Below are 21,803 nucleotides of genomic sequence, written 5' to 3' on the forward strand. Positions count from 1 at the left end.
CCGAAGGTCACGCCGGAGAGGAAAGCGGCACCGCCGTCGGCCGCCGCATGTGGCCGGAGCGTCCGTTTCGGTTAACTCTCGGCTGATGCGCGACGGGTAGGCTCGCCTCGTGGACGTCCTCTTGGATCTTCTTGACCCGAAGTGGTGGCTCGGCATGCTCGGTGCCTTCGCCACGATCGGCGTCATCGCCATCGTCTTCGCGGAGACCGGACTGCTCGTCGGGTTCTTCCTCCCGGGTGACTCACTGCTGGTCGCCGCAGGGATCTTCAGTGGCGCCGCGGCCGCGCAGAGCCTGCAGATCGAACCGCTCTCGCTGCCCACGCTGCTCGTCTTCACGCCGCTCGCCGCCATCGCGGGAGCGCAACTCGGCCACTATCTCGGTTCGAGATTCGGCCGCAAGTTGTTCGACAAACCGGACTCCCGGCTGTTCAAGAAGGAGCACGTCGAGAAGGCGGAGTTCTACTTCGAGAAATTCGGCCCGGCCAAGGCCGTCGTCGTCGCCCGGTTCATGCCGATCGTCCGCACGTTCATGAACCCCGTCGCCGGTGTGCTGGAGATGGACGCCCGCCGCTTCTTCGTCTGGAACGTCCTCGGCGGAGTCGTGTGGGTCGAGTCCCTGCTGATGCTCGGCCACTTCCTCGGTGAGAGTGTCGAGAACATCGACAAGTACATCCTGCCCGGCGTCTTCGTGGTCGTCCTCCTGTCGATCCTCCCGATCGTCCGCGAGGTGCTCAAGAACCGCAAGGCAGCCCGGGTCGAGCCGAGAGGCCGACACCACGCCCGCAAGTGACTCGCCGTTAGCGGAGCCGTCGCCTACCCTTCCACAATGTGGGACGGCACAGGTCTGACCCCGTGGGCTTCGCCAGGCTGGCACTCGTCGGCCTGGCGGCACTGCTGCTGCTCGCGCTGGTCGTGATCGGCGCGCGGGCGCTGCTGTCCGCGCTCGGCTCCGAGGACGTGCCCGAGGCAGCGTCCTCCCCGACGGCGTCCGCCTCGGCCACCGCCACGGCCTCTCCCGCTGAGACCGCGCGGCGGCCGGGCGATCGGGTGCCCACCGTACGCATCGTGTGCCAGGCCGACAGCTGCCCGGTCTTCGTACGGGTGCCCGGCGGCGACGTGCTCATCGACCGGGATCTGAGCCAGGGCGAGCAGGCGTCCTATTTCGAACCGGAACTCGACGTGGTCCTGGCCGACGGGAGCGTGGTCCAGGTGTTCGAGAACGGCGAACTCCGCGCCGCCGGCGCACCCGGCGAACGTGAATCTTTCAGCGTCACGCGAGCCCGAGATCGGTGAGGCCGAAGGCCGAGCGGTACGGCAGGCCGGTCGCGGCCAGGTTCTCGTCGCCGCCGCGGTGCACGATCGTCGCGATGCCCACGACCTCGGCGCCCGCCTCCCGCAGCGCCTCGACCGCGGTCAGCACGGAGCCGCCCGTGGTCGTGGTGTCCTCGACGGCCAGCACCCGCCGCCCGGCGACGTCCGGCCCCTCGATCCTGCGCTGCAGCCCGTGCGCCTTGCCCGCCTTTCGCACGACGAACGCGTTCAGCGCGCGGCCACGGGCCGCCGCCGCGTGCAGCATCGCGGTCGCCACCGGGTCCGCGCCCAGCGTCAGCCCTCCGACGGCCTCGTAGCCGAGGTCCTCGGTGAGGTCGAGCATCACCCGGCCCACCAGCGGGGCCGCCACCGCGTCCAGCGTGATGCGCCGCAGGTCCACGTACCAGTCGGCCTCCTTGCCCGACGAGAGCACGACCCGGCCGTGCACGATTCCCTTGTTCTTGATCTCGTCCAGGAGGCTGTCGCGGTCACTCATGGTGCTCAGCGTACGGCTTCCCGATGACCCGTCGGGCACCTGCCGTTCCGGGTAAAGCGGTCACCCCGGTTTAGCCATGCGGGAGGGTGCGGAATTAATGGCCTTGCAACACTGGGTAATCGCGAGGTCACCATGAGTAGAAAAGCCCGGCAAACCGACATCGAGTTGCTGGAAGCCGTGCGAGGTGGGAGCACCGCGGCGTATGGCGTGCTCTACCAGCGGCACGTGGGAGCGGCCAGGTCACTCGCCCGGCAGCTCGTGCAGGGCACCGATGAGGTCGAGGAGGTCCTGGTCGCGGCCTTCGCCCAGGTCCTGGACCTGATCCGGAACGGGGCCGGCCCGGTCTGCGCCTTCCGGCCCTACCTGCTGACGGCGGTCCGGCGTTATGTGACCATCGGAGAGGTCGACCTGGCCGACCCCGACCACGTCCACGTGGACCCGGAGCTGGCCGGTCTGGAGCGTTCGGCGATCGCGCGGGCCTACCTCGCGCTGCCCGAGCAGTGGCGGATGGTGCTGTGGCACGCCGAGGTCGAGGGCGCCGGTCACTCGGAGCTCGCCTCGTTCCTCGCGCTCTCCCGGAAAGGCGCGGCGACTCTCGTCGCGCAGGCTCGTGAAGGCCTCCGGCAGGCGTACCTCAGGCTTCACGAGGAGACGGGGCCGGACGAGGAGTGCCGCCCGATCCTGCCCAAGATCGTGGAGTACGTCGAAGGCGATCTGCCCAGGCGTGCGACCGGCGACGTGGACGAGCACATCGCCGGGTGCATCGACTGCCGGTCGGTGTTCCTGGAGCTCGCGGATCTGACGCAGGGGCTGCGTGTGATCGTCGGCCCGCTCGTGGCGGGCCCGGCCGTCGACGACTACCTCGCGGATCTCGCCGGGACGGGTGACGTGATGAAGGCCGAGCCGCGAAGCGTGCCCGTGCTCTCCCGGGTGCCCACGCCGTGCCGCGCCGCCCTCGCGGGTGCGGCCGCCGCCGCACTGGCCATGAGCCTGTTCCTGCTGGTCTCCGGGCCGGTCGTGAAGAGACCCCTGGCCGGGGAGGAGGCGGCGCTGTTCCCGCGCAGCGCCTCCGGCCCGCCCACCCACACCCGGGCCCCCGTGGGCGCCGCATCCGACGCATCCTCGCCCGCTCCGGGTCGGGACCGCTCCCGGAAGGCTCCGCCCGAGCAGAAGACGGCCTCCGAGTCAGCGCAGAGGGCGGTCTCTGAGCGGAAGACGGCCTCCGAGTCAGCGCGGAAGGCGGCCTCCGCGCTCTCCACTCCCCGTACGAGGCCGACGCGAAGCGCTCCGTCGCTGCGGGCGCTCGGCGGGCGCAGTGCGCTGGCCGCCCCGCAGGTCACCCGTGAGCGGGTCAGACGGCAGGCGCGGCCCCCGGCCGGGGCTGGTCGGGAGGGCCTCGGCCGGACGGATCCGGGTCAGACGGATCCGGGCCATACGGATCTGGGCCGGTCGGAGCAGGGCCGGTCGGGCGTCAGGCGGCCCGCGCTGGTCGCGGCCATCGACCCGCTCGGCGCGCTCGTCCGCGCCAGGCCCGGGATCGTCGCCCTGCGGCTGCGCAACTCCGGGACGGCGGCGGGGCAGGACGTCACGGCCACGGTACGTCTGCCGCGTGGTGTCATGCTCATGGCCGCAGGAACGGAGGACGGCTGGTCCTGCCATACGGCCGGGCAGCGTGTGCGGTGCGCTCGCCCGGGACTGGCCGCCGGTGAGAGCAGCACGCTCTTCCTGCGAGTGAACGTGGCCGCCGACGCGCCGACCACCGGGGGACTCGGGGCGTCGGTGCGGTCGGGTCCGCTGAAGACCGTCGCCGAGTCCGATTCCGACGTACGGGAGGCCGGCGCCGCGGCCCGATTCGCCGTGGCCGGCAGGGTGATGACACGGACCGCCGGCAACGCGCTGCTGGGCCCCGCCGGCGGCCGCCGGGGCTGCGCGTCCGGCGAGTCCCGCGAGCCGGTCGAGGGGACCGGCGACCCGGGGGCGGCGGTTCCGATCGACCTCGATCACGACTCCACCACGCGCACCTCCAGCTGCGCACACCTCGACCTGCCCACCGGAAGCCGGGTGCTCTGGGCCGGCCTCTACTGGTCGGCCGTCGGTCGGGAATCGGCTCGTTCCTTCTCCGGACGGGAGGTGAAGGTCCGGCCGCCGGGCGCCGAGAGTTATCAGACGGTCAGGGCGGCCGAGGTGACGCATCGCGAACGGCGGCCGGGCTATCAGGCGTTCGCTGACGTCACCGCCATGGTCCGCGGTTCCGGCCGAGGCCGCTGGTGGGTCGCCGACGCCCCGACGGGGCCGGGGGTCGCCAGGCAGGCCGGTTGGAGCCTGGTCGTGGTGGCCGAGGACAGGCACCGGCCGTACGGCACGGCGACGGTTCTGGACGTGACCGACGGCAGCGGCGAGACGATGACGATCCCGCTCGACGGCCTCACCCCCGGCGGCGCTCCGGCCAGGGTCGATCTCGTGCTGTGGAACGCCGGGGGCGGCGTCGTGACGATGAACGACCGGTCACCGCGTGATGCCGGCCGTCGCGGCAGAAGAGCCGGAGCCTCGGCGGCGGACGCCGTCCAGATGCTTCTCGGCCGCCGCCCGGTGCTGCGGGTGACAGCCGGACGCGACGGGCTCCTCTTCGGAGTCGTCGCGGTCACCACTCGTACATGGTCCTAACTGTCGGAGGGAGGGCAGGACCGGGGCAAACTGGTACGGTCTGCGTAAGAACTGTGACGTCAGGGGCGCCGGCCGAATCGCCGGGAATCACCCCGCGCGATCTACCCGCATGACTACCCTGAAAGAGCCACGCAGGAAGGGCGGTGTCACGTGGATCGGTGCGCGCTGTTCGTTGACGCCGGCTATTTGCTGGCCGACGGCGCGATGGCCGTGCATGGGACCCGCCATCGTGAGGCCGTCGCGTGGGACTACCCCGGTCTGCTGAAGCTCCTGACCGGTCTGTCGCGCGAGCGTACGGGCCTGCCGTTGCTGAGATGCTACTGGTACGAGGCGACCGTCGAGGGGCGCCGGACGCCGGAGCACGACGTGCTGGCCGACATCCCGGGCCTCAAGCTGCGGCTCGCCAGGATCAGGCCCGGCCGCCGGGAGGGCGTGGACGCCCAGGCGCATCGCGACCTGATGACCCTCGCCCGCAACAACGCGATCTGCGACGCGGTGGTCGTCAGCGGCGACGAAGATCTGGCGCAGGTGGTCAGCGATGCCCAGGACCTCGGCATCCGGGTGACCGTCATGCAGATCGCCGCCGACAGCGCGTGGGCGGCCTCTCGCACACTGCGGCAGGAGTGCGACGATCTCATCGAGATCGGCGGCGGCCAGCTCAGGCCGTACGTCACGATGATCACTAGCGTGGATCCCGGCGGGCTGCCGAGCGGCAACGGCCAGCACCGCCATCAGCAGCCGGCGAGCAACGGCCAGGCGCACGGCAACAGCGCGGTGCCGCACGTGAACGGGGCGTCGGAGGGCGACCGGTCCGCCGGTTCGGCGCGTACGCGTTCCTCCCAGCCGGCGCTTCCCGCACAGCCGTCGGCACCCCCGCAGCTCCCGCCGGCGCCGCCGCCCGGTCCCTCCCAGCCCGCCGCCCCCGCGCGGTCGAGCGGTTCCGGCCAACCGTCTGGAGCCGCCCCATCCGAGTCGGCCCCCTTCGGGTCGGCGCAGTCGGGTGGCTACGCACTCCCGCCCGGCTCCGGGCCGCCATCCGGCTCTGTTCCGCCGTCCGGACCGGCGCAGTCCTCCTCGGCGCAGTCCTCTCCGGCACAGTCGTCGTCGGCCCAATATCCGGCGGCGCAATATCCGTCGGCCCAACCTCCAGCGACACAGTCGCCCCCGACGCGGTCCTCGACCTCCGGGCCGACGCCCGCGCAGAGCTCATCGTCCGACCATCCGGGGCTCGCCGAGCCGCTGTCGCTGCCGCCGCCGTCCCAGCCGCAACCCCAGCGGGCGCGGCGTCAGCCGCAGTCGACGCCGCAGCCGCAGGTTCCGCCGTCCCACACCGCGTCATCCCAATCCGCGTCATCCCAATCCGCGCCGTCTCACAATGCGCCATCTCATGGTGCGCCGCCTCACGGTGTGACGTCCCAGGGCGCCTCGTCCCAGGGGGTGCAGCCCCAGACCCCGGCGTCCGCACCGTCGCATCAGTACGGGAGCGGTTCCGGAGGCTACTCGCCCGTGCTGGGGCCGTACACGGGCCCCCATCCCGCCCCCATACCGTCCACGCCGCCTCAGCCGGGGACCACCACGACCCTCGCCGAGGCGGTGCAGGCCGCGCACAAGGAGGGGCATGACTTCGGCGAATCGGTGGCGCGTGACGCACCCGCCCTGTGGCTGGAGGCGGTGCTGGCCCGTAAGCCCCGCATGCCGTCCGATCTCGAGGCGCGCCTGCTGCAGGGCTCGTCGCTGCCGATCGATTTCCTGCTCCACGACGAGGTCCGCCACGCCCTCCGCCGCGGCTTCTGGGATGCCCTGGAGCGGGCACGCTACTGATCGATGCCCTTGATCGGGTGCGGCTGATCGATGCCGTTGAGAGTCGGCGTGGGTGTGTGGCCGGTGCGAGAGGTCGAGGTCAGGAGGCTTCGTCCCTGGCCCGGCCGCTGAGCCAGGCCGCGATCTGCGTCCTGGAGTTGAAGCCGAGCTTGTCGAGGATGTGCTCGATGTGCCCTTCCGCGGTGCGCTGCGAGATCACGAGTGTGGCCGCGATGTCCTTGTTGCTGAGCCCCTGCGCGACGAGCTCGGCGATCTCGGACTCCCTGCGGGTCAGCGGCCACAGTCGTCCTGGGACGCTCTCCGCCTGAGACCGCTGTGGCGATCCCTCCTGCAGGGCGTAGCGGATCGCCTCGCCGTACGACATCTTGCCGCCGCGCTTGAACGCGGTCTTGACGGCCCTTGCGGAGGTTGCCCCTCCGAGCACGGCGAGCAGGGATAACGCGAGTAGCGGGCCGAGCCGGTAGCGGCGTCCCCGGCGGCTGCGCGAATCGGGGACCGCGTCCCGGCGCTCTCGGAAATGAAAGTTTCACAAGAACCAGAAACTCCTTGTCAAGAGTCATTGAATCATCAATGATTGCTGGGTCAGAGGTTTCTGTGAGAACTAGGGGAGGCAGCAGTGAAAATGAGTCACCGCGCCACCAGAGCGGCACTCGGTGTGACGGCAGGACTGTCCATCGCATTAGCCGGCAGCACACCTACCTCCGCATCGACTTGGGACCTCATGGGGGAAAATCAAATCTGCATCAAACAGGGCCACTCTGAGTGGACCTACTTCGTGGCCGCTGTCGTCGGCAGCTGGTCGTCAACCGTCCACGTCACGGTGGAGAACCTGCCCCCCGGGGCGGTCGTCACCCAGTCCGACCAGATCCCCCCCGGCTCGAATCACACCAATCCCAACGGTTCGACGACGATAAACGGCTGGGTCTTCGTAGAGTTCGACCCGCTCCCGATCGGCGTCTACACGGCGCAGATGACGGCTTCGGACGGGACACAGACCCTGTCCAACCCCATCACCATCACCGTTAAGGAGCGCTGCTACTAAAGCGCGTATCCGAAAAGCCCGCTCGGAACAGGGCAAGGAATCTACTCTATCCGGTCGATCTGTACCAGGGAATGTGCGGCATCGTAGACCGAGCGCGTAGCCCACGTATCTGTACGAAAATTCCCTTACGAAGCAGATCCACTGTCCGTGGTTCCCCTATTGGCCGTGGACAGTGGATCGCTTCGCCACAACCTCATGCGTGCTCGACGGGAGCACCGTTCTCCTTTTCGATTTCGCCACCTGAGGAAGGCTTCGACCCCGGGTACGGAAGCGAGGTCGGGACCACCAAGGGATATCGGGTGTCCGGCCTTCGCGTTGTCGCCCCAGCGATCGGCTCGAACCTGGTCACCTCGACGCTGCCGGGCACCCTTCGCACCGATGCCCGATCCCGTCAGGGGTTCTTCGCCCTCACCGGCGCCCATGCCTAGACCATGCCTACCACGCGAACTCGGCCTGGATCTTGAGCCGAACGACGAGCGCGCGGGGTCGGCCGCGGCGGGCAGAGCATCGGATGTCATCGCCATGCCGTACGCCTTCCAGGTGCGAGAGGTCGAGGTCAGGAGGCCTCGTCCCTGGCCCGGCCGCTGAGCCAGGCCGCGATCTGTGTCCTGGAGTTGAAGCCGAGCTTGTCGAGGATGTGCTCGATGTGCCCTTCCGCGGTGCGCTGCGAGATCACGAGTGTGGCCGCGATGTCCTTGTTGCTGAGCCCCTGCGCGACGAGCTCGGCGATCTCGGACTCCCTGCGGGTCAGCGGCCACAGTCGTCCTGGGACGCTCTCCGCCTGAGACCGCTGTGGCGATCCCTCCTGCAGGGCGTAGCGGATCGCCTCGCCGTACGACATCTTGCCGCCGCGCTTGAACGCGGTCTGGAAGGCCGTCTCGCCCATGGCCTCCATCGTCAGCGCCGCGCACTCGTCGTGGTAGCGCCGCAGGTAGCCGAACTCGGACAGCGGCGCGTCGACCGCCTGCCACACCCTGTCGAGCACCCCGAAGAGCCGTGCCGCCCGCTCGAACTGCTTGTCGCTCGCCGCGACCCAGGCGAGCACCTCCAGGTTGACCCCCGCACCGGGTAGGTCGTGGAGCTGGTCCAGGCAACGGAGCGCCTTCTGCTCCAGCGTGGTGGCCTGCCGGAGATCGCTCTCGCGCCAGGCCTGGACGCCGAGCGCCGTCATCGCGTACGCCCGATGCCAGTGTTCCCGGTGCTTCTCGCAGAGCTTCACGCTCTCCTGCCCGACGGCCTTCGCGAGGTCGCCCTCATCTCGCAGGCAGTGCACCAGGCAGAGCCGGTTGAGCACGACCGCCAGGCCCACCGGATCGCGCGCGGCGCGGTGGTCGTCGGCCGCCTCCCGGTAGAGCCGGAGGGCCAAATCGATCTCTCCTCGGCCCATCGCCACCATCGCCGAGTAGGTGACCACGTAGGCGAGCACGTTCTTCAGCCCGAGACGCTCGGCGATCGCGCGGCTCTCCGCGAGCAGGTCCGCGGCCGTCTCGTGGTCGGCCTGGGTGACGGCCAGCCAGGCGGCGACGGTCAGCGCGCGGGCCCTGACCTCGCTCGGCTCTGCGTCGAGGGCGAGACCGCGGTCGAGCCAGCGGCGGCCCTCGCCCACCTGGTAGCCGACCCGCCAGTGATAGAGGAGATCGGCGGCCATTCCGAGACCGGCCCGTGCCTCGCCCGGCTCGGTGAATGACCATTCGAGGGCCGCCCGGATGTTCGGCTGCTCCTTCAGCAGGCACAGGGACGTGACGGTGTGATCCGGGCCGAACAGCTCGGTCCGCGCGAGGGCCGCGCGCCGCCGGAAATGGTCACGGTGCCGCCGCTGCAGGGCGGCCTCCTGGCCGGACTCGACGAGGCGCTCCCTGGCGTACTCGCGGATCGTGTCCAGCAGCCGATATCGCACCCCGGTCCGCTGCCGTTCCTCTCTGATCAGCACCGATTTCTCGATCAATCCGCTGATCAGGTCGAGGACGTCCTCCCTGGCGATGCCGTCGCCAGAGCAGACCTCTTCGGCGGCCTCCAGATCGAGCCCGCCGCGGAACACGGAGACGCGCTGCCACAGCAGCCGCTCCTCCTCGGCGCACAGGTCGTAACTCCAGTCGATCGACGCCCGGAGCGTCCGCTGACGTGCCTGCGCGGTCCGGGATCCCGACGTCAGGAGCCGGAAACAGTCGTCCAGACGCTCCAGCACCTGCTCCACCGACAGCGCACGCAGCCGTACGGCCGCCAGCTCGATCGCCAGGGGAAGACCGTCGAGCCTGGCGCAGATCGCGGCGACGGCGCCCCGATTGGCCTCCGTGAGCTGGAATCCGGGCAGGACCGCGGCGGCCCGCTCGGCGAACAGCCGCACCGCGTCGGACTCGTCCACGGGCTCGGCGAACAGCGGCGAGCCGGCCGCACCGGCCGACGGCGGCAGGGGCAGCGGCGGGAGGTCCACCGTCTGCTCGCTGCCGATCCCGAGCGCCTGCCGGCTCGTGGCGAGCACCCGCAGGTCCGGCAGCGCACGCACCAGCGTGTCCACGAGGACGGCGCACTCGGCGAGCAGATGCTCGCAGTTGTCCAGCACGAGCAGCACGTTGCGGCCCGCCAGGTGCTCGATCAGCACCTCCACCGTCGGACTCGACGACACGTGCGAGGAGACGCCGACGGCCTCCGCCACGGCCTGGACGACGAGGTCGGGCCGGTCCAGCGTGGCGAGTTCGATCAGCCATACGCCGCCGGGGAAGGCCCGGCGGACATCCTGCGCGACGCGGGTGGCCAGCCGCGTCTTGCCGACCCCGCCCACACCGGTGACGGTCACCACGCGTGACGCGGCCAGCAGGCGTTTGACCTCGGCGACCTCGTGCCGACGCCCGACGAAGCCGGTGACCTCGGCGGGCAGCCCGTCATGTCCTCGTTTAACCGCCCTCGTTGACTCCGCGGCCATAGTGCTTCACGCAGCCCCCCGCGTCTTCCGCGTGCACGTCCCGATCCGCCGCCGGGCTCCCGACGCCCCCGGCCCGCCCACCCCGGGGGACCATCCCGTCGCGGTCCCCCGCCGGACCCGGCGGCTCATGGCTCAGGCCCGGCACCTCAAGGTTACAGTTCCCGTTTCCGCCGGACTCAGGCCGAGCCGAGGCGCCGCAGGATCTGCTCCCGCCGGTTGCGCAGGTTTCCGATCAGGGCCTCCTGCTGTTCGACGTTGGTCAGCAGGACCGCGCGTTCCGCGGAGTCCGTCGGTGCGTCCCAACTCTGCCCGATCTCCTCCCGCATCTGCGCCGCGTCCCGGCTCAGCCTCTCGATCCGGGCTTCCACCTCGTCGAGCTCGGCCTTCAGCTCGGATTCGTCCCTCGTCACGGGCTCCCCCCTCCGTTTCCGCCGTTCATCCGTACGGTCCTCACATTCCACGAGCACGGGAAATCAATCGAGGTCCCCCCGTCTTACGTCCCGGATGCGAGGCGCTCCCCCTTATATGAGCGGGAGAATTCCTGAGGAGGGCATCGGGGATGTCCCCTAGCCCGCGAGAAGGAGGAATGTACGCCGCCGGCAGGACCCCGATCTGGTCTTCACGTCCGATGTTCCGGCCGTGATCGCTTTCTACGGTTGAACCGCAGATAAAGGGAGTGATTATGGAACGCCGGAAGAAGAACTTCGCCGCCTCGATAGGCGGCTGGAGCGCCCGCAACCGCTGGTGGGCACTGCTCATCTGGGTCGCCTTCGTGGCCGTCGCGACGTTCGCCGGGAACGCCGTGGGCACCGAGGAGATGAAGAACTACGAAGTATTGAACGGCGACTCCCGCCAGGCCGGGCTGATCCTGGACGCGGCGAACTTCCCCGACGTGGCGAGCGAGGTCGTGCTGGTGCAGACGCGCACCGGGTCGCTCACCGTGTCCGACCCCGCCTTCCGCCGGGCCGTGCTGGACGTCAAGAGTGCGGTCGAGGCGACCGGCCAGGTCGAGAACGTGCGTACGCCATATGACGCGCAGCCGTCTCCGGTGACCGCTGACCGGCGCACGACGCTGGTCCAGTTCGACATGAAGGGCGAGGGCGCCACGGCCGACCAGCGGATCACGCCGGTGCTCGACGCGGTGGCCGGGGTCCAGCGGGCGCATCCGGACCTGCGGATCGAGGAGGCCGGCGGCGCGAGCGCCAACAAGATGATCGGCGAGGCGATCGACAGGGACTTCGTCCGCGCAGAGCAGCTCTCACTCCCGATCACCCTGGGCATCCTGCTCGCCGCCTTCGGAGCGCTGCTGGCCGCTGTGGTCCCGGTCGCGCTGGCGATGACGGCCATCGTCGCGGCCACCGGCCTGCTCGCTTTCACCAGCCAGATCCTGCACGTTGACTCCGCGACCAGCAACGTCATGCTGCTCATCGGTCTGGCGGTCGGCGTCGACTACTCGCTCTTCTACATCATGCGTGCCCGGGAGGAGCGGGCGAAGGGCCTCGACAAGGGGCGGGCGCTGCACATCGCGGCGGCCACCTCGGGCCGCGCCGTACTGATCTCCGGAATCACGGTCATCGTCGCCATGGCCGGCATGTTCCTGACCGGCAACGGTATCTTCATGGGGTTCGCCGAGGGGACGATCCTCGTGGTGCTGACCGCCGTCGTCGGCTCGCTGACCGCGCTGCCCGCACTGCTCTCGCTGATCGGCGACAAGATCGACGCCCGGCTGATCCACGGCACGGTCCGCGTCGCCACCCGTGGCCGCGTGACCTGGCGGCGGGTGCTCGGCGTCCGGGGCGGGCAGAGCCGGATGTGGAGCGCCATCCTCCGTCCCGTGCTGCGTCACCCGCTCGTCTCCACGGTCGTCGCCGGCGGCCTGCTGGTCGCGCTGGCCGTGCCCGCGCTGAGCCTGAAGACGGGCCCAGAGACCATCGACGACCTGCAGGGCGACTACGCGATCGCGGAGACCTTCAAGCGGATCGACAAGGCGTTCCCGGGTGGAACCGAGCCGGCCGTGGTCGTGGTCAAGGCAGACGACGTCACGACTCCCCGGTTCACCGCCAAGATCGAGGAGTTCAAGCGGCAGGCCCTGGCCACGGGTGAGGCCAACGAGCCCTTCCATGTCGCTGTAAATCCCGACAAGACGGTTGCGAAGATCAGTATCGGGATCAAGGGGTCCGGCACCGACGCGGTCTCCGAGCACGCCATCCACACGCTGCGCGACGAGGTCATCCCCGCCACGCTCCCCGGCGCCCACGTCACCGGCGGGACGGCCGCCTCGATGGACTTCGACGACCAGCTCGGCCGGACCCTGCCGCTGGTGTTCGCCTTCGTCCTGCTGCTCGCGTTCGTCCTGCTGCTGATCTCGTTCCGCTCGCTGGTGATCGCGATCAAGGCGATCCTGCTCAACCTGCTCTCGGTAGCGGCGGCCTACGGCGTGCTCGTGCTGGTCTTCCAGGACGGGTACGGCGAGAGCCTGCTGGGCTTCCGCTCGATCGGGACGATCACCGACTGGGTTCCGCTGTTCCTGTTCGTCATCCTGTTCGGCCTGTCGATGGACTACCACGTCTTCATCCTCAGCCGCATCCGGGAGGCGTACGACAAGGGCATGCGCACCGAGCAGGCGGTCACGGTCGGGATCACGAGCACGGCGGTCGTCGTGACCAGCGCGGCGCTCATCATGGTCGCGGTTTTCGCCACCTTCGCCACGCTGTCCCTGCTGACCTTCAAGGAGCTCGGCGTCGGGCTCGCCGCGGCCATCCTGATCGACGCCACGATCGTCCGGGCGGTGCTGCTGCCGGCCTCGATGAAGTTGCTCGGCCGCTGGAACTGGTACCTGCCGCGCTGGCTCGGTTGGCTCCCCCAGCTCTCCCACGGCGATGAGGAGAGCGAGGAGGCCCCGGCGCCCGCGGACCGGGCGCCCGTCCTCGTCAGCTGATCCCGATACGGCCCGGGGCCGGGGGGTGACCGCCCCCGCCCCGGGCCGTTTCCCGTGGACGGCGGGGCGGCCCGGGCCGCGACGGCATCGGCTTCGGCGCGGGACGACCAGGTTGGCGTGACGCCCGATTCAGGAGGAGAGCGGGGTGAACGGCTCGGCGAAGTGGGCGGTGGCGAGCACGCGGGCGCGGGCGAGAATCATCTTCCGGCTGCGGACGGCCTCCGCCGGGTCCTCGTCGTACACATAGGTGATGGTCGGATCGCCGAGCTGGACGGGGTGGTGCAGCACGTCGCCGCTGAGCACCAGATCCCCCACTGCCACACACTGGTGGCCGGGGGTGTGACCGGGGGTGTGCAGCAGGCGGACCCCGGGAAACGGCTCGGCGTCGCCGGACACCGCCTCGACCCGGCCCCCGAGCGGGGCCACCACCTGCTCGCGCATCGGCTCGGAGACCCAGTCGAGCTCGGCCCGTTGAATCAGGTGGCGGGCGTTGGGGAAGATGGGGGCGCCGTCCTCGACGCAGCCGCCCGCGTGGTCGCTGTGCAGATGGGTGATCACGACGGCGTCGACGTCGGTCGGCCGCACCCCTGCGGCGGCCAGCTCCGCCACCAGCCGTCCGGGGACCGGCGCCCAGCTCGCCGCCGGAGAGCCGGCGCCGCCGACCCCCGTGTCGACCAGGATCGTACGGCCCGCCGCCAGCAGCAGGTAGCAGTGGAAATGGAGCACCCACTCGGCGTCCGCGGGGAAGGACGCACCGCAGAACATCTCGGGCAGCGGCTTGCGGATCGCGGCCCCCATCGGGCCTACGGCATCACACAGCGGGATGATCTCGATCCCCGCCTCCATCCTCGATTCATGCGGCATGCGATCACCGTAGCCCGACGGCTCTGGCCGACGCATCCGTCGCCGCACACCGAGCCACACCGCACCGAGCCACACCGCGCCGAGCCACACCGCACCGAGCCACACCGCACCGAGCCGATACCGCGTCGAGCCGACACCGCGTCGAGTCACATGCGCCGAGCCGCATGGGCTGAGCCGCGCGCCAAGATGGACAGGTGCTCACGGATGTCATCGACTACCTGATCTGCCCGGTGTGCGGGGCCGTCCCATTCCTGGCCGGGGGCTCGGTCCGCTGCGAGCGCGGCCACAGCTTCGACGTGGCGCGGCAGGGATACGTCAACATGCTGGCCGGAGCAGCAGCGCCGGGCACGGCGGACACCCCCGCCATGGTCGCCGCCCGGGCCGAGTTCCTGGCCGCGGGCCACTACGCTCCACTCGCCCGCCGCCTCGCCGAGCCGGCCGCGGGCGCGGCGGTGGTGGCGGACGCGGGCGCCGGGACCGGCCACTACCTGGCCGGGGTCCTGGGCGCGGAAACGACGGGCGCCGGGACCGTGGGCATCGCACTCGACGTGTCCAAGCATGCGCTGAAGCGGGCGGCGCGCGCCCATCCCCGGATCGGCGCGGTGGCCGCTGACGTGTGGCGGGGCCTGCCCGTCCGGGATCGCTGCGTGGACGTGCTGCTCAACGTCTTCGCGCCGCGCAACGCCGCGGAGTTCGCCCGGATCCTCCGGCCGGGCGGCACACTGCTCGTCGTCACGCCCACCGCCGCCCATCTCCATCCTCTCGTGGCGCGGCTGGGACTCCTCTCCGTCGACGAGGACAAGGACCGCCGGGTCGAGGAGACACTGGGCGGCCGGTTCGCGAAAGCCGTACAGGAGGTGACGGAGATCAGGCTGACGCTCGGCCACGCGGCGGTCGCCGCTGTGGTGGGAATGGGTCCGAGCGCCTGGCACACCCTGGCGGACGAACTGGCGGAACGCATCGCCGGCCTCCCCGACCCAGTGGAGGTGACCGCGTCCTTCAAGATCACCCAGTGGGCCGTACGCTCCTAGAGAGCGTCGATCATGGTGTGCGCAGCACGAGGATGGCCAGGTCGTCGGCCATCGGCTCGGGCGAGAAGTCCTGTACGGCACGGCGGATCCGCTCGGCGACCGCCCGGGCCGACAGGTCGACGCACTCCGCGAGCAGCCGCGCCAGCCCGCCGTCGTCGTCGAGGAGGCGGGTGCCCGACCGCCGCTCCGTCACCCCGTCGGTCACTCCCAGCAGCACGTCGCCGGGGCCCAGGTGGGCGCTCTCCGCGCGGAACTCAGCCTCAGGGAAGACCCCGAGGAGCGACTGGGGCGAACCGACCACGTCCACGGCGCCGTTCGGGCGCAGCCGCAGCGCCTCGGGGTGGCCGGCGGAGACCAGGGTGACGGCGAGCCCGTCGTCGACTCTGGTGATCTCCCCGTGCAGCAGGGTCAGGAAGCGGGCCCGCTCACCCTCCTCGAGGATGGCGTGGTTGAGCCGGCCGACGACGGCGGCGACGCCGTACCCCTCGCGGGCGAGCAGCCGCAGCGTGTGCCGGGCGAGGCCGGTGACGGCCGCCGCCTCGGGGCCGGTGCCGCAGACGTCGCCGATGGCGAACCGCCAGGCCCCCTCACCCGCCGGGAACAGGTCGTAGAAGTCTCCGCCGACCTCGTTGGTCTCGCCGGCGGGTTCGTAGATGACGTGGAAGTCGAGCCCGGGCGTCGTCGGTTCGTCGGGCGGCAGCAGGCTTCGCTGCAGCGCCCGGTTGGCCGCCGCCTGCTGGGCGTACAGGCGCGCGTTGTCCATGGCCAGCGCCGCGCGGCGGCTGAGATCCTCGGCGAGCTGCATGGACTCCTCGGGGAACCGGTCGTGCCGGCCCAGGCACATCACCCCGAGGCGCCGTCCCCTGGCGGTCAGCGGGAAGGCCAGGGACTGCCAGCCGTCGATGTGGAGCACCACGGGGCCGTCCTCCGACGGCATCTGGGCGTCGGCGAGCCGCTCTCGCAGCCCGTCGAGCTGCGTCTCGTCCGCGTGCCACAGATAGGCGAGCCGCAGCGGCCCGGCCGCGTGCTCGGCGGTGTAGACGGCGCACCAGCTGGCCAGGCGGGGCACCACGACCTGCGCGATGATCGCCGGGACCATGTCGGGGTTCAGCGTGCCGGCCAGCAGCTCGCTCGCGTCGGCGAGAAAGCCCAGCCAGCCCGGCCCGCGCGAGGCCTCGGCGACCCACTCGTCCGGCGGCTGGATCTCGCCGTCCGGCAGGTCGAGCCGGGCCCACCGGGTCCGGAGCGAGGGGGTGAACGTGACGCCCCAGGAGGCGACGTCGACGGGCGGGCCGAACTCCGCCTCCTCTTCCTCGGGCTTCTCCCGCACCTCTATCCGCACGCTGTCGCCCTGATGGGTCCAGACGACCTCGAACGGCGCCTGCGGGGCCTCCGCCACCAGCTCGGCCGCCAGCCGCTCGGCATCGGCGTGCACGGAGACGGCAGCCCACGCGGTCATCACCTCCCGGGTGAACCGCTTCGCATCGGGTATGGCCGTATCCCCTGGCGCGAAGGAGGCGGCCAGGACGGCACGAGGAGAGCTTGTCACTGACATCGTGCATACCACATTCACGCTCTTGGGAGTAAACAAGAGGACGTCGCATTCGACGGAACGTGACAGACTGACATGGAGTTCGCGGCTGGATGGCTGGACGTCTTGGTCGCCGTACATCGTGGTCTTGGTCGCGGAACCCCCGCGGGGGAAGGAGGCTAGATGTCGTCCGCCAACGTCGAGGTGGCCGGGCCGGAGCGGAGTTACACCGAATCCGATCTCAGGCCGTTCCTGGAAACGCTCATCATGTGGCGGGACGGCAATTTCCGTCGACGTGTGCCGCACGCCCCGCCCGGGATGCTGAGCGAGATCCGGATGTTGCTCAACGAGGTGGCCGACCGGCGTGAGCACCTGGCCAACGAGCTGACCCGGGTCCGCCGGGAGGTGGTCAAGGAGGGCCGGTTCAACGAGCGGCTCAGCCCCGGGCCCGGCGTGGGAGTGTGGTCCGAGAGCGTGGAGTCCGTCAACGACCTGATCGACGCGCTCGTCACCCCCGTCAGCGGCGCGGCCGACGTCATCGACGCGGTGGCCAAGGGAGACCTGTCCCGCAAGATCGACCTGAACCGCAGCTCGCGCGGGGAGGTGCGGCGGCTCGGCAAGGCCATCAACGGCATGGTGGACCAGCTCTCGCTGTTCACCTCCGAGGTGACCCGCGTGGCCAAGGACCTGGGCACGGAGGGCAAGCTCGGCGGCCGCGCCAATCTGAAGGGCATGTCCGGCAGCTGGCGGGACCTCACCGAGTCGGTGAACACGATGTCCACCCGCGTCTCCGCCCAGGTGCGCGACATCGCCGAGGTGACCACGGCCGTCGCCAACGGCGATCTCAGTCGCAAGGTGACGGTCGACGCGGTCGGCGAGATGCTGGAGCTGAAGAACACCGTGAACACCATGGTGGATCAGCTCTCGGCGTTCGCCGAGGAGGTCACCAGGGTGGCCCGCGAGGTCGGCACCGAGGGTCAGCTCGGCGGCCAGGCCCAGGTGCGCGGCGTCTCCGGTGTCTGGAAGGACCTCACCGACAACGTCAACTCGATGGCGAACAACCTGACCTCTCAGGTGCGCCAGATCGCGGCCGTCTCCACCGCCGTCGCCCAGGGCAACCTCACCAAGAAGATCACGGTCGACGCCCAGGGTGAGATCCTGGAGCTCAAGGAGACCCTGAACACGATGGTGGACCAGCTGTCCGCCTTCGCCGACGAGGTGACCAGGGTGGCCCGGGAGGTCGGTACGGAGGGCCGTCTCGGCGGGCGCGCCGAGGTGCGCGGCGTCTCCGGTGTCTGGAAGGACCTCACCGACAACGTCAACTCGATGGCGAACAACCTCACCTACCAGGTGCGTAACATCGCCCAGGTCACCACGGCCGTCGCGAACGGCGACCTGACCCGGAAGATCGACGTCGACGCCCAGGGCGAGATCCTGGAGCTGAAGAGCACCATGAACACGATGGTGGACCAGCTCTCCTCGTTCGCCGACGAGGTGACCAGGGTGGCCCGCGAGGTCGGTACGGAGGGCCGTCTCGGCGGCCAGGCCCAGGTGCGCGGCGTCTCCGGTGTCTGGAAGGACCTCACCGACAACGTCAACTTCATGGCGAACAACCTGACCTCGCAGGTGCGCCAGATCGCGGCCGTCTCCACCGCCGTCGCCCAGGGCAACCTCACCAAGAAGATCACGGTCGACGCCCAGGGCGAGATCCTCCAGCTCAAAGACACGATGAACACGATGGTGGACCAGCTGTCCGCCTTCGCCGACGAGGTGACCAGGGTCGCCCGCGAGGTCGGTACGGAGGGCCGTCTCGGCGGCCAGGCCCGCGTCCGCGGCGTCTCCGGTGTCTGGAAGGACCTCACCGACAACGTCAACTCGATGGCGAACAACCTCACCTACCAGGTGCGCGACATCGCCGAGGTGACCACGGCCGTCGCGAAGGGCGACCTCACCCTCAAGATCGACGTCGACGCCCAGGGCGAGATCCTCGCGCTGAAGACCACGATCAACCGGATGGTCGACCAGCTCTCCTCGTTCGCCGACGAGGTCACCAGGGTCGCCCAGGAGGTCGGCTCCGAGGGCCGTCTCGGCGGCCAGGCCCAGGTCGAGGGCGTCGAGGGCATCTGGAAGGGCCTCACAGAGAGCGTGAACGAGCTGGCCGCCCGCCTCACCACACAGGTGCGTGCCATCGCCGCCGTGACCAGCGCCGTCGCCCGCGGCGACCTCACCCAATCGATCACCGCGGAGGCCGAGGGCGAGCTCGCCGACCTCAAGGACAACATCAACACGATGGTGGCCAACCTGCGGGCCACCACCAAGGCCAACGAAGAGCAGGACTGGCTCAAGTCCAACCTGGCCAGGATCTCCCGGCTCATGCAGGGCCACCGCGACCTGTTCGAGGTCGCGAGGCTGATCATGACCGAGCTCACCCCGCTCGTCTCCGCCAGCCACGGCGCGGCGTACCTGGTGACCGACGGGCAGCTCAACCTGATCGCCGGGTACGGCATACAGCCCGGATCGAGCCCCCGGCAGCGCTTCGCGCTCGGCGAGGGCATCGTCGGTCAGGCCGCGACGGGAGGCCACCCGATCATCCTGGAGAACATCCCCAGCGAGAACATCACCATCGAGACCGGTCTCAGCAGGTCGCAGCCGGCGCAGATCGTGGTCCTGCCGATCCTGTTCGAGAACCAGGTCCTCGGCGTGCTGGAGATGGCCTCCTTCACCCACTTCAGCGAGGTTCACCTCGATTTCCTCGCCCAACTCGTGGAGACCATCGGCGTCACGATCAACACGATCATGGCCAACTCCCGCACCGAGGACCTGCTCAAGGAGTCGCAGCGGCTCGCCCACGAACTGCAGGAGCGCTCCGACGAGCTGCAGCGCCAGCAGGAGGAGCTGCGCAGGTCCAACGCCGAGCTGGAGGACAAGGCGGCGCTGCTGGCCAAGCAGAACCGGGCCATCGAGATCCAGAACTTCCAGATCGAGCAGGCCAGGCGGACACTCGAGGAACGGGCCGAGCAGCTCGCGGTCTCCTCCCGGTACAAGACCGAGTTCCTCGCCAACATGTCCCACGAGCTGCGCACCCCGCTGAACAGCCTGCTCGTGCTCGCCAAGCTGCTGGCCGAGAACACCGAGGGCAACCTGACCGCGCAGCAGGTCGAGTTCGCCCGGACCATCCACGACGCGGGCTCCGCACTGCTCCAGCTCATCAACGACATCCTCGACCTGTCGAAGGTGGAGGCGGGGCGGATGGACATCGACCCGCAGCAGCTCTCGCTGGCCAAGCTGGTCGACTACGTGGAGGCCACCTTCGCGCCCCTCGCCCAGGACAAGGGACTGTCGTTCGCCATCATGGTGGACCCCGCCGTACCGAACGATCTGCACACCGACGAGCAGCGCCTGCAGCAGGTGCTGCGCAACCTGCTTTCCAACGCCGTCAAGTTCACCCCCAAGGGAGAGGTGCGGCTGGAGGTCATCCCGGCGCCGCGGAACGTTTCGTACAGCGACGAGACGCTCCGGGGGCTGGACGGCGTCGTCGCGTTCAAGGTCGTGGACACCGGCATCGGCATCGCCCCGGACAAGCTGGAGGTCATCTTCGAGGCGTTCCGGCAGGCCGACGGCACCACGAGCCGCAAGTACGGTGGAACCGGCCTCGGCCTGTCGATCTGCCGTGAGATCGCCCGCCTGCTCGGCGGGGAGATCCACGTGAACAGCACACCGGGGATGGGCAGCACGTTCACCCTCTACCTGCCGATGCTCTACTCGGGGCCGCTGGCGTCACCCGACGGCGGGGCCATCACCGGAGGGAAGGCCGCCGACCCGCGCATCTCGATGCCCGTCCTCGAGGCGGAGGAGGTCCGCCCGGAGCTCCCGATGCCCACGGACACGTCGGCGTCCCAGATCGTCCCCGTGATGGACGGGCAGGACTGGCAGGGGGACGACCCGCTCACCGGTAGCAAGATCCTCATCGTGGACGACGACATCCGCAACGTTTTCGCGCTCACCAGCGTGCTCGAACGGCACGGCGCGACCGTGGTCTATGCCGAGAACGGCCGCGAGGGCATCGAGCAGCTGGAGCGCAACGAGGACGTCGCGCTCGTTCTGATGGACATCATGATGCCGGAGATGGACGGCTGGGCCACCACCTCGGCGATCCGGCGGATGCCCCAGTTCGCCGACCTCCCGATCATCGCGCTGACCGCGAAGGTGATGCACGGAGACCGGGAGAAGAGCATCGCCTCCGGAGCGTCCGACTACGTGCCCAAGCCGGTCGACGTCGACCGGCTCCTGGAACGACTCCGTGGTTGGTTGACGCGCGGACGCGCCGAAGCGGCGGAACGGATACGGTCGTCATCGAACACAGAGCCTCGTGACACCAACGAAGGGGCGTGATCGATGGCTGAACGCGTAAGGGTCCTCCTCGTCGACGACCGCGAAGAGAATCTGATCGCGCTTGAGGCGATCCTCAGCTCACTGGACGTGGTCCCCGTACGGGCCCGGTCTGGCGAAGAGGCACTCAAGGCCCTGCTATCGTCCGATTTCGCACTCATCCTCCTCGACGTGCGGATGCCCGGGATGGACGGTTTCGAGACCGCCGCGCACATCAAGCGGCGGGAGCGGACCCGCAACATCCCGATCATCTTCCTGACCGTGGTGGACAGCGCTCCCGACTACGCCTTCCGGGGGTACGCCGCCGGCGCCGTCGACTACCTCACCAAGCCGTTCGATCCGTGGGTGCTGCGCGCCAAGGTCGCCGTGTTCGTGCAGCTCTACACGATGAACCAGCGGCTCGCCGAGCAGTCGGCGCTGCTACGCGAGCGGCTCGCGGGCGAGGTGTCGGACGGCGTCCCGTCGAAAGGAGGCGCCGGGCAGGTGTCCCTGCTGGCCGAGCTGTCCAACCGGATCGCCGCCATCGAAGACGAGTTCAAGCGGGTCCGCGAGCTCGCGGACAAGTCGGCGGACAGCATGCTGAACGGAGCGGTCAACGAGCTCGGCGTACGGATCTCTCACCTACGGTCGGGCCTCGACGCCCTCCAGTAGTGCCGTCACCCAGCGGCAGGCGAAGCTCAGGGCCGGTGTGCCGGCGCCTCGTCGGCCTGCCCGCACCGCGTCCTCGGCCTCGCTCCGCTCGTTCCGACTTCTCCTCGCTCCGCTCGTTCCGCCTCTCCTCGTTCCGCTTGGTGCG

At 69.9% G+C, this 21,803-nt stretch carries 16 protein-coding genes; 10 read left to right on the forward strand and 6 right to left on the reverse strand.

Features of this window, described 5'->3' with window-relative positions; translation table 11 throughout:
• The first annotated feature begins 109 nt into the window (after nucleotides 1-109).
• Together ACQP1K_RS01865 and ACQP1K_RS01870 are read left to right on the forward strand one after the other, a co-directional pair.
• Complete coding sequence (locus tag ACQP1K_RS01865; RefSeq protein WP_433499128.1) at nucleotides 110-790, forward strand: DedA family protein; 681 nt, start codon at nucleotides 110-112, stop codon at nucleotides 788-790.
• Nucleotides 791-828: 38 nt separating this feature from the next.
• Complete coding sequence (locus ACQP1K_RS01870) at nucleotides 829-1,293, forward strand: hypothetical protein (RefSeq protein WP_433499129.1); 465 nt, start codon at nucleotides 829-831, stop codon at nucleotides 1,291-1,293.
• On the opposite strand, the gene pyrE is transcribed toward ACQP1K_RS01870, so the two are convergent.
• Nucleotides 1,271-1,807: an orotate phosphoribosyltransferase gene (gene pyrE, locus ACQP1K_RS01875; protein ID WP_433499130.1), complete on the reverse strand. Its 537-nt coding sequence runs from the start codon at nucleotides 1,805-1,807 to the stop codon at nucleotides 1,271-1,273. The two genes, ACQP1K_RS01870 and pyrE, sit on opposite strands and share 23 nt — an antisense overlap.
• Nucleotides 1,808-1,939: 132 nt before the next feature.
• Here pyrE and ACQP1K_RS01880 point away from each other — a divergent pair, with 132 nt between their 5' ends.
• Nucleotides 1,940-4,471 (forward strand): hypothetical protein, encoded by a 2,532-nt coding sequence (locus ACQP1K_RS01880; RefSeq protein ID WP_433499131.1) that lies wholly within the window; start codon nucleotides 1,940-1,942, stop codon nucleotides 4,469-4,471.
• Nucleotides 4,472-4,621: 150 nt separating this feature from the next.
• On the forward strand, nucleotides 4,622-6,292 hold the full coding sequence (locus ACQP1K_RS01885) for an NYN domain-containing protein (protein ID WP_433499132.1): 1,671 nt from the start codon (nucleotides 4,622-4,624) through the stop codon (nucleotides 6,290-6,292).
• Nucleotides 6,293-6,371: 79 nt separating this feature from the next.
• Here ACQP1K_RS01885 and ACQP1K_RS01890 read toward each other — a convergent pair whose 3' ends face one another.
• On the reverse strand, nucleotides 6,372-6,716 hold the full coding sequence (locus ACQP1K_RS01890) for a response regulator transcription factor (RefSeq protein ID WP_433499133.1): 345 nt from the start codon (nucleotides 6,714-6,716) through the stop codon (nucleotides 6,372-6,374).
• 297 nt (nucleotides 6,717-7,013) lie between these two features.
• Here ACQP1K_RS01890 and ACQP1K_RS01895 point away from each other — a divergent pair, with 297 nt between their 5' ends.
• Complete coding sequence (locus ACQP1K_RS01895; protein ID WP_433501461.1) at nucleotides 7,014-7,334, forward strand: DUF5980 family protein; 321 nt, start codon at nucleotides 7,014-7,016, stop codon at nucleotides 7,332-7,334.
• 299 nt (nucleotides 7,335-7,633) lie between these two features.
• Nucleotides 7,634-7,762: a hypothetical protein gene (locus tag ACQP1K_RS01900; RefSeq protein WP_433499134.1), complete on the forward strand. Its 129-nt coding sequence runs from the start codon at nucleotides 7,634-7,636 to the stop codon at nucleotides 7,760-7,762.
• Nucleotides 7,763-7,890: 128 nt separating this feature from the next.
• On the opposite strand, the gene ACQP1K_RS01905 is transcribed toward ACQP1K_RS01900, so the two are convergent.
• Both ACQP1K_RS01905 and ACQP1K_RS01910 read right to left on the reverse strand, forming a co-directional pair.
• Nucleotides 7,891-10,254 carry an ATP-binding protein gene (locus ACQP1K_RS01905; protein ID WP_433499135.1) on the reverse strand — a complete coding sequence of 788 codons (2,364 nt, stop codon included), beginning with the start codon at nucleotides 10,252-10,254 and terminating at the stop codon, nucleotides 7,891-7,893.
• Between the two features lie 176 nt (nucleotides 10,255-10,430).
• The gene (locus ACQP1K_RS01910; protein WP_433499136.1) at nucleotides 10,431-10,664 is read right to left on the reverse strand and encodes a hypothetical protein; all 234 of its coding nucleotides are present in this window, start codon (nucleotides 10,662-10,664) and stop codon (nucleotides 10,431-10,433) included.
• A gap of 272 nt (nucleotides 10,665-10,936) precedes the next feature.
• On the opposite strand from ACQP1K_RS01910, the gene ACQP1K_RS01915 reads away from it, so the two are divergent.
• Nucleotides 10,937-13,192, forward strand: coding sequence for an MMPL family transporter (locus ACQP1K_RS01915; RefSeq protein ID WP_433499137.1), 2,256 nt, complete (start codon nucleotides 10,937-10,939; stop codon nucleotides 13,190-13,192).
• A 129-nt stretch (nucleotides 13,193-13,321) separates the two neighbouring features.
• On the opposite strand, the gene ACQP1K_RS01920 is transcribed toward ACQP1K_RS01915, so the two are convergent.
• The gene (locus tag ACQP1K_RS01920; RefSeq protein WP_433499138.1) at nucleotides 13,322-14,056 is read right to left on the reverse strand and encodes an MBL fold metallo-hydrolase; all 735 of its coding nucleotides are present in this window, start codon (nucleotides 14,054-14,056) and stop codon (nucleotides 13,322-13,324) included.
• 194 nt (nucleotides 14,057-14,250) lie between these two features.
• Here ACQP1K_RS01920 and ACQP1K_RS01925 point away from each other — a divergent pair, with 194 nt between their 5' ends.
• The gene (locus ACQP1K_RS01925) at nucleotides 14,251-15,087 is read left to right on the forward strand and encodes a putative RNA methyltransferase (protein WP_433499139.1); all 837 of its coding nucleotides are present in this window, start codon (nucleotides 14,251-14,253) and stop codon (nucleotides 15,085-15,087) included.
• 10 nt (nucleotides 15,088-15,097) lie between these two features.
• Here the strand turns inward: ACQP1K_RS01925 and ACQP1K_RS01930 are convergent, their stop codons facing one another.
• Complete coding sequence (locus tag ACQP1K_RS01930; RefSeq protein WP_433499140.1) at nucleotides 15,098-16,546, reverse strand: PP2C family protein-serine/threonine phosphatase; 1,449 nt, start codon at nucleotides 16,544-16,546, stop codon at nucleotides 15,098-15,100.
• Between the two features lie 255 nt (nucleotides 16,547-16,801).
• Here ACQP1K_RS01930 and ACQP1K_RS01935 point away from each other — a divergent pair, with 255 nt between their 5' ends.
• Together ACQP1K_RS01935 and ACQP1K_RS01940 are read left to right on the forward strand one after the other, a co-directional pair.
• Entirely contained in the window at nucleotides 16,802-21,010 is a 4,209-nt protein-coding gene (locus ACQP1K_RS01935; RefSeq protein ID WP_433499141.1) for a HAMP domain-containing protein, read from the forward strand.
• Nucleotides 21,011-21,013: 3 nt separating this feature from the next.
• Nucleotides 21,014-21,658, forward strand: a complete 645-nt coding sequence (locus ACQP1K_RS01940) for a response regulator (RefSeq protein ID WP_433499142.1) — start codon at nucleotides 21,014-21,016, stop codon at nucleotides 21,656-21,658.
• Nucleotides 21,659-21,803: the final 145 nt, after the last annotated feature.

The sequence above is a fragment of the Sphaerimonospora sp. CA-214678 genome, assembly GCF_050942215.1.
Classification (GTDB): Bacteria; Actinomycetota; Actinomycetes; order Streptosporangiales; family Streptosporangiaceae; genus Sphaerimonospora.

Coding starts and splice junctions, on each gene's coding strand:
- ACQP1K_RS01915 (WP_433499137.1), top strand. CDS start 10,937: ATGGAACGCCGGAAGAAGAACTTCGCCGCCTCGATAGGCGGCTGGAGC.
- ACQP1K_RS01880 (WP_433499131.1), top strand. CDS start 1,940: ATGAGTAGAAAAGCCCGGCAAACCGACATCGAGTTGCTGGAAGCCGTG.
- ACQP1K_RS01930 (WP_433499140.1), bottom strand. CDS start 16,546: ATGACCGCGTGGGCTGCCGTCTCCGTGCACGCCGATGCCGAGCGGCTG.
- ACQP1K_RS01895 (WP_433501461.1), top strand. CDS start 7,014: ATGGGGGAAAATCAAATCTGCATCAAACAGGGCCACTCTGAGTGGACC.
- ACQP1K_RS01940 (WP_433499142.1), top strand. CDS start 21,014: ATGGCTGAACGCGTAAGGGTCCTCCTCGTCGACGACCGCGAAGAGAAT.
- ACQP1K_RS01905 (WP_433499135.1), bottom strand. CDS start 10,254: ATGGCCGCGGAGTCAACGAGGGCGGTTAAACGAGGACATGACGGGCTG.
- ACQP1K_RS01920 (WP_433499138.1), bottom strand. CDS start 14,056: ATGCCGCATGAATCGAGGATGGAGGCGGGGATCGAGATCATCCCGCTG.
- pyrE (WP_433499130.1), bottom strand. CDS start 1,807: ATGAGTGACCGCGACAGCCTCCTGGACGAGATCAAGAACAAGGGAATC.
- ACQP1K_RS01935 (WP_433499141.1), top strand. CDS start 16,802: ATGTCGTCCGCCAACGTCGAGGTGGCCGGGCCGGAGCGGAGTTACACC.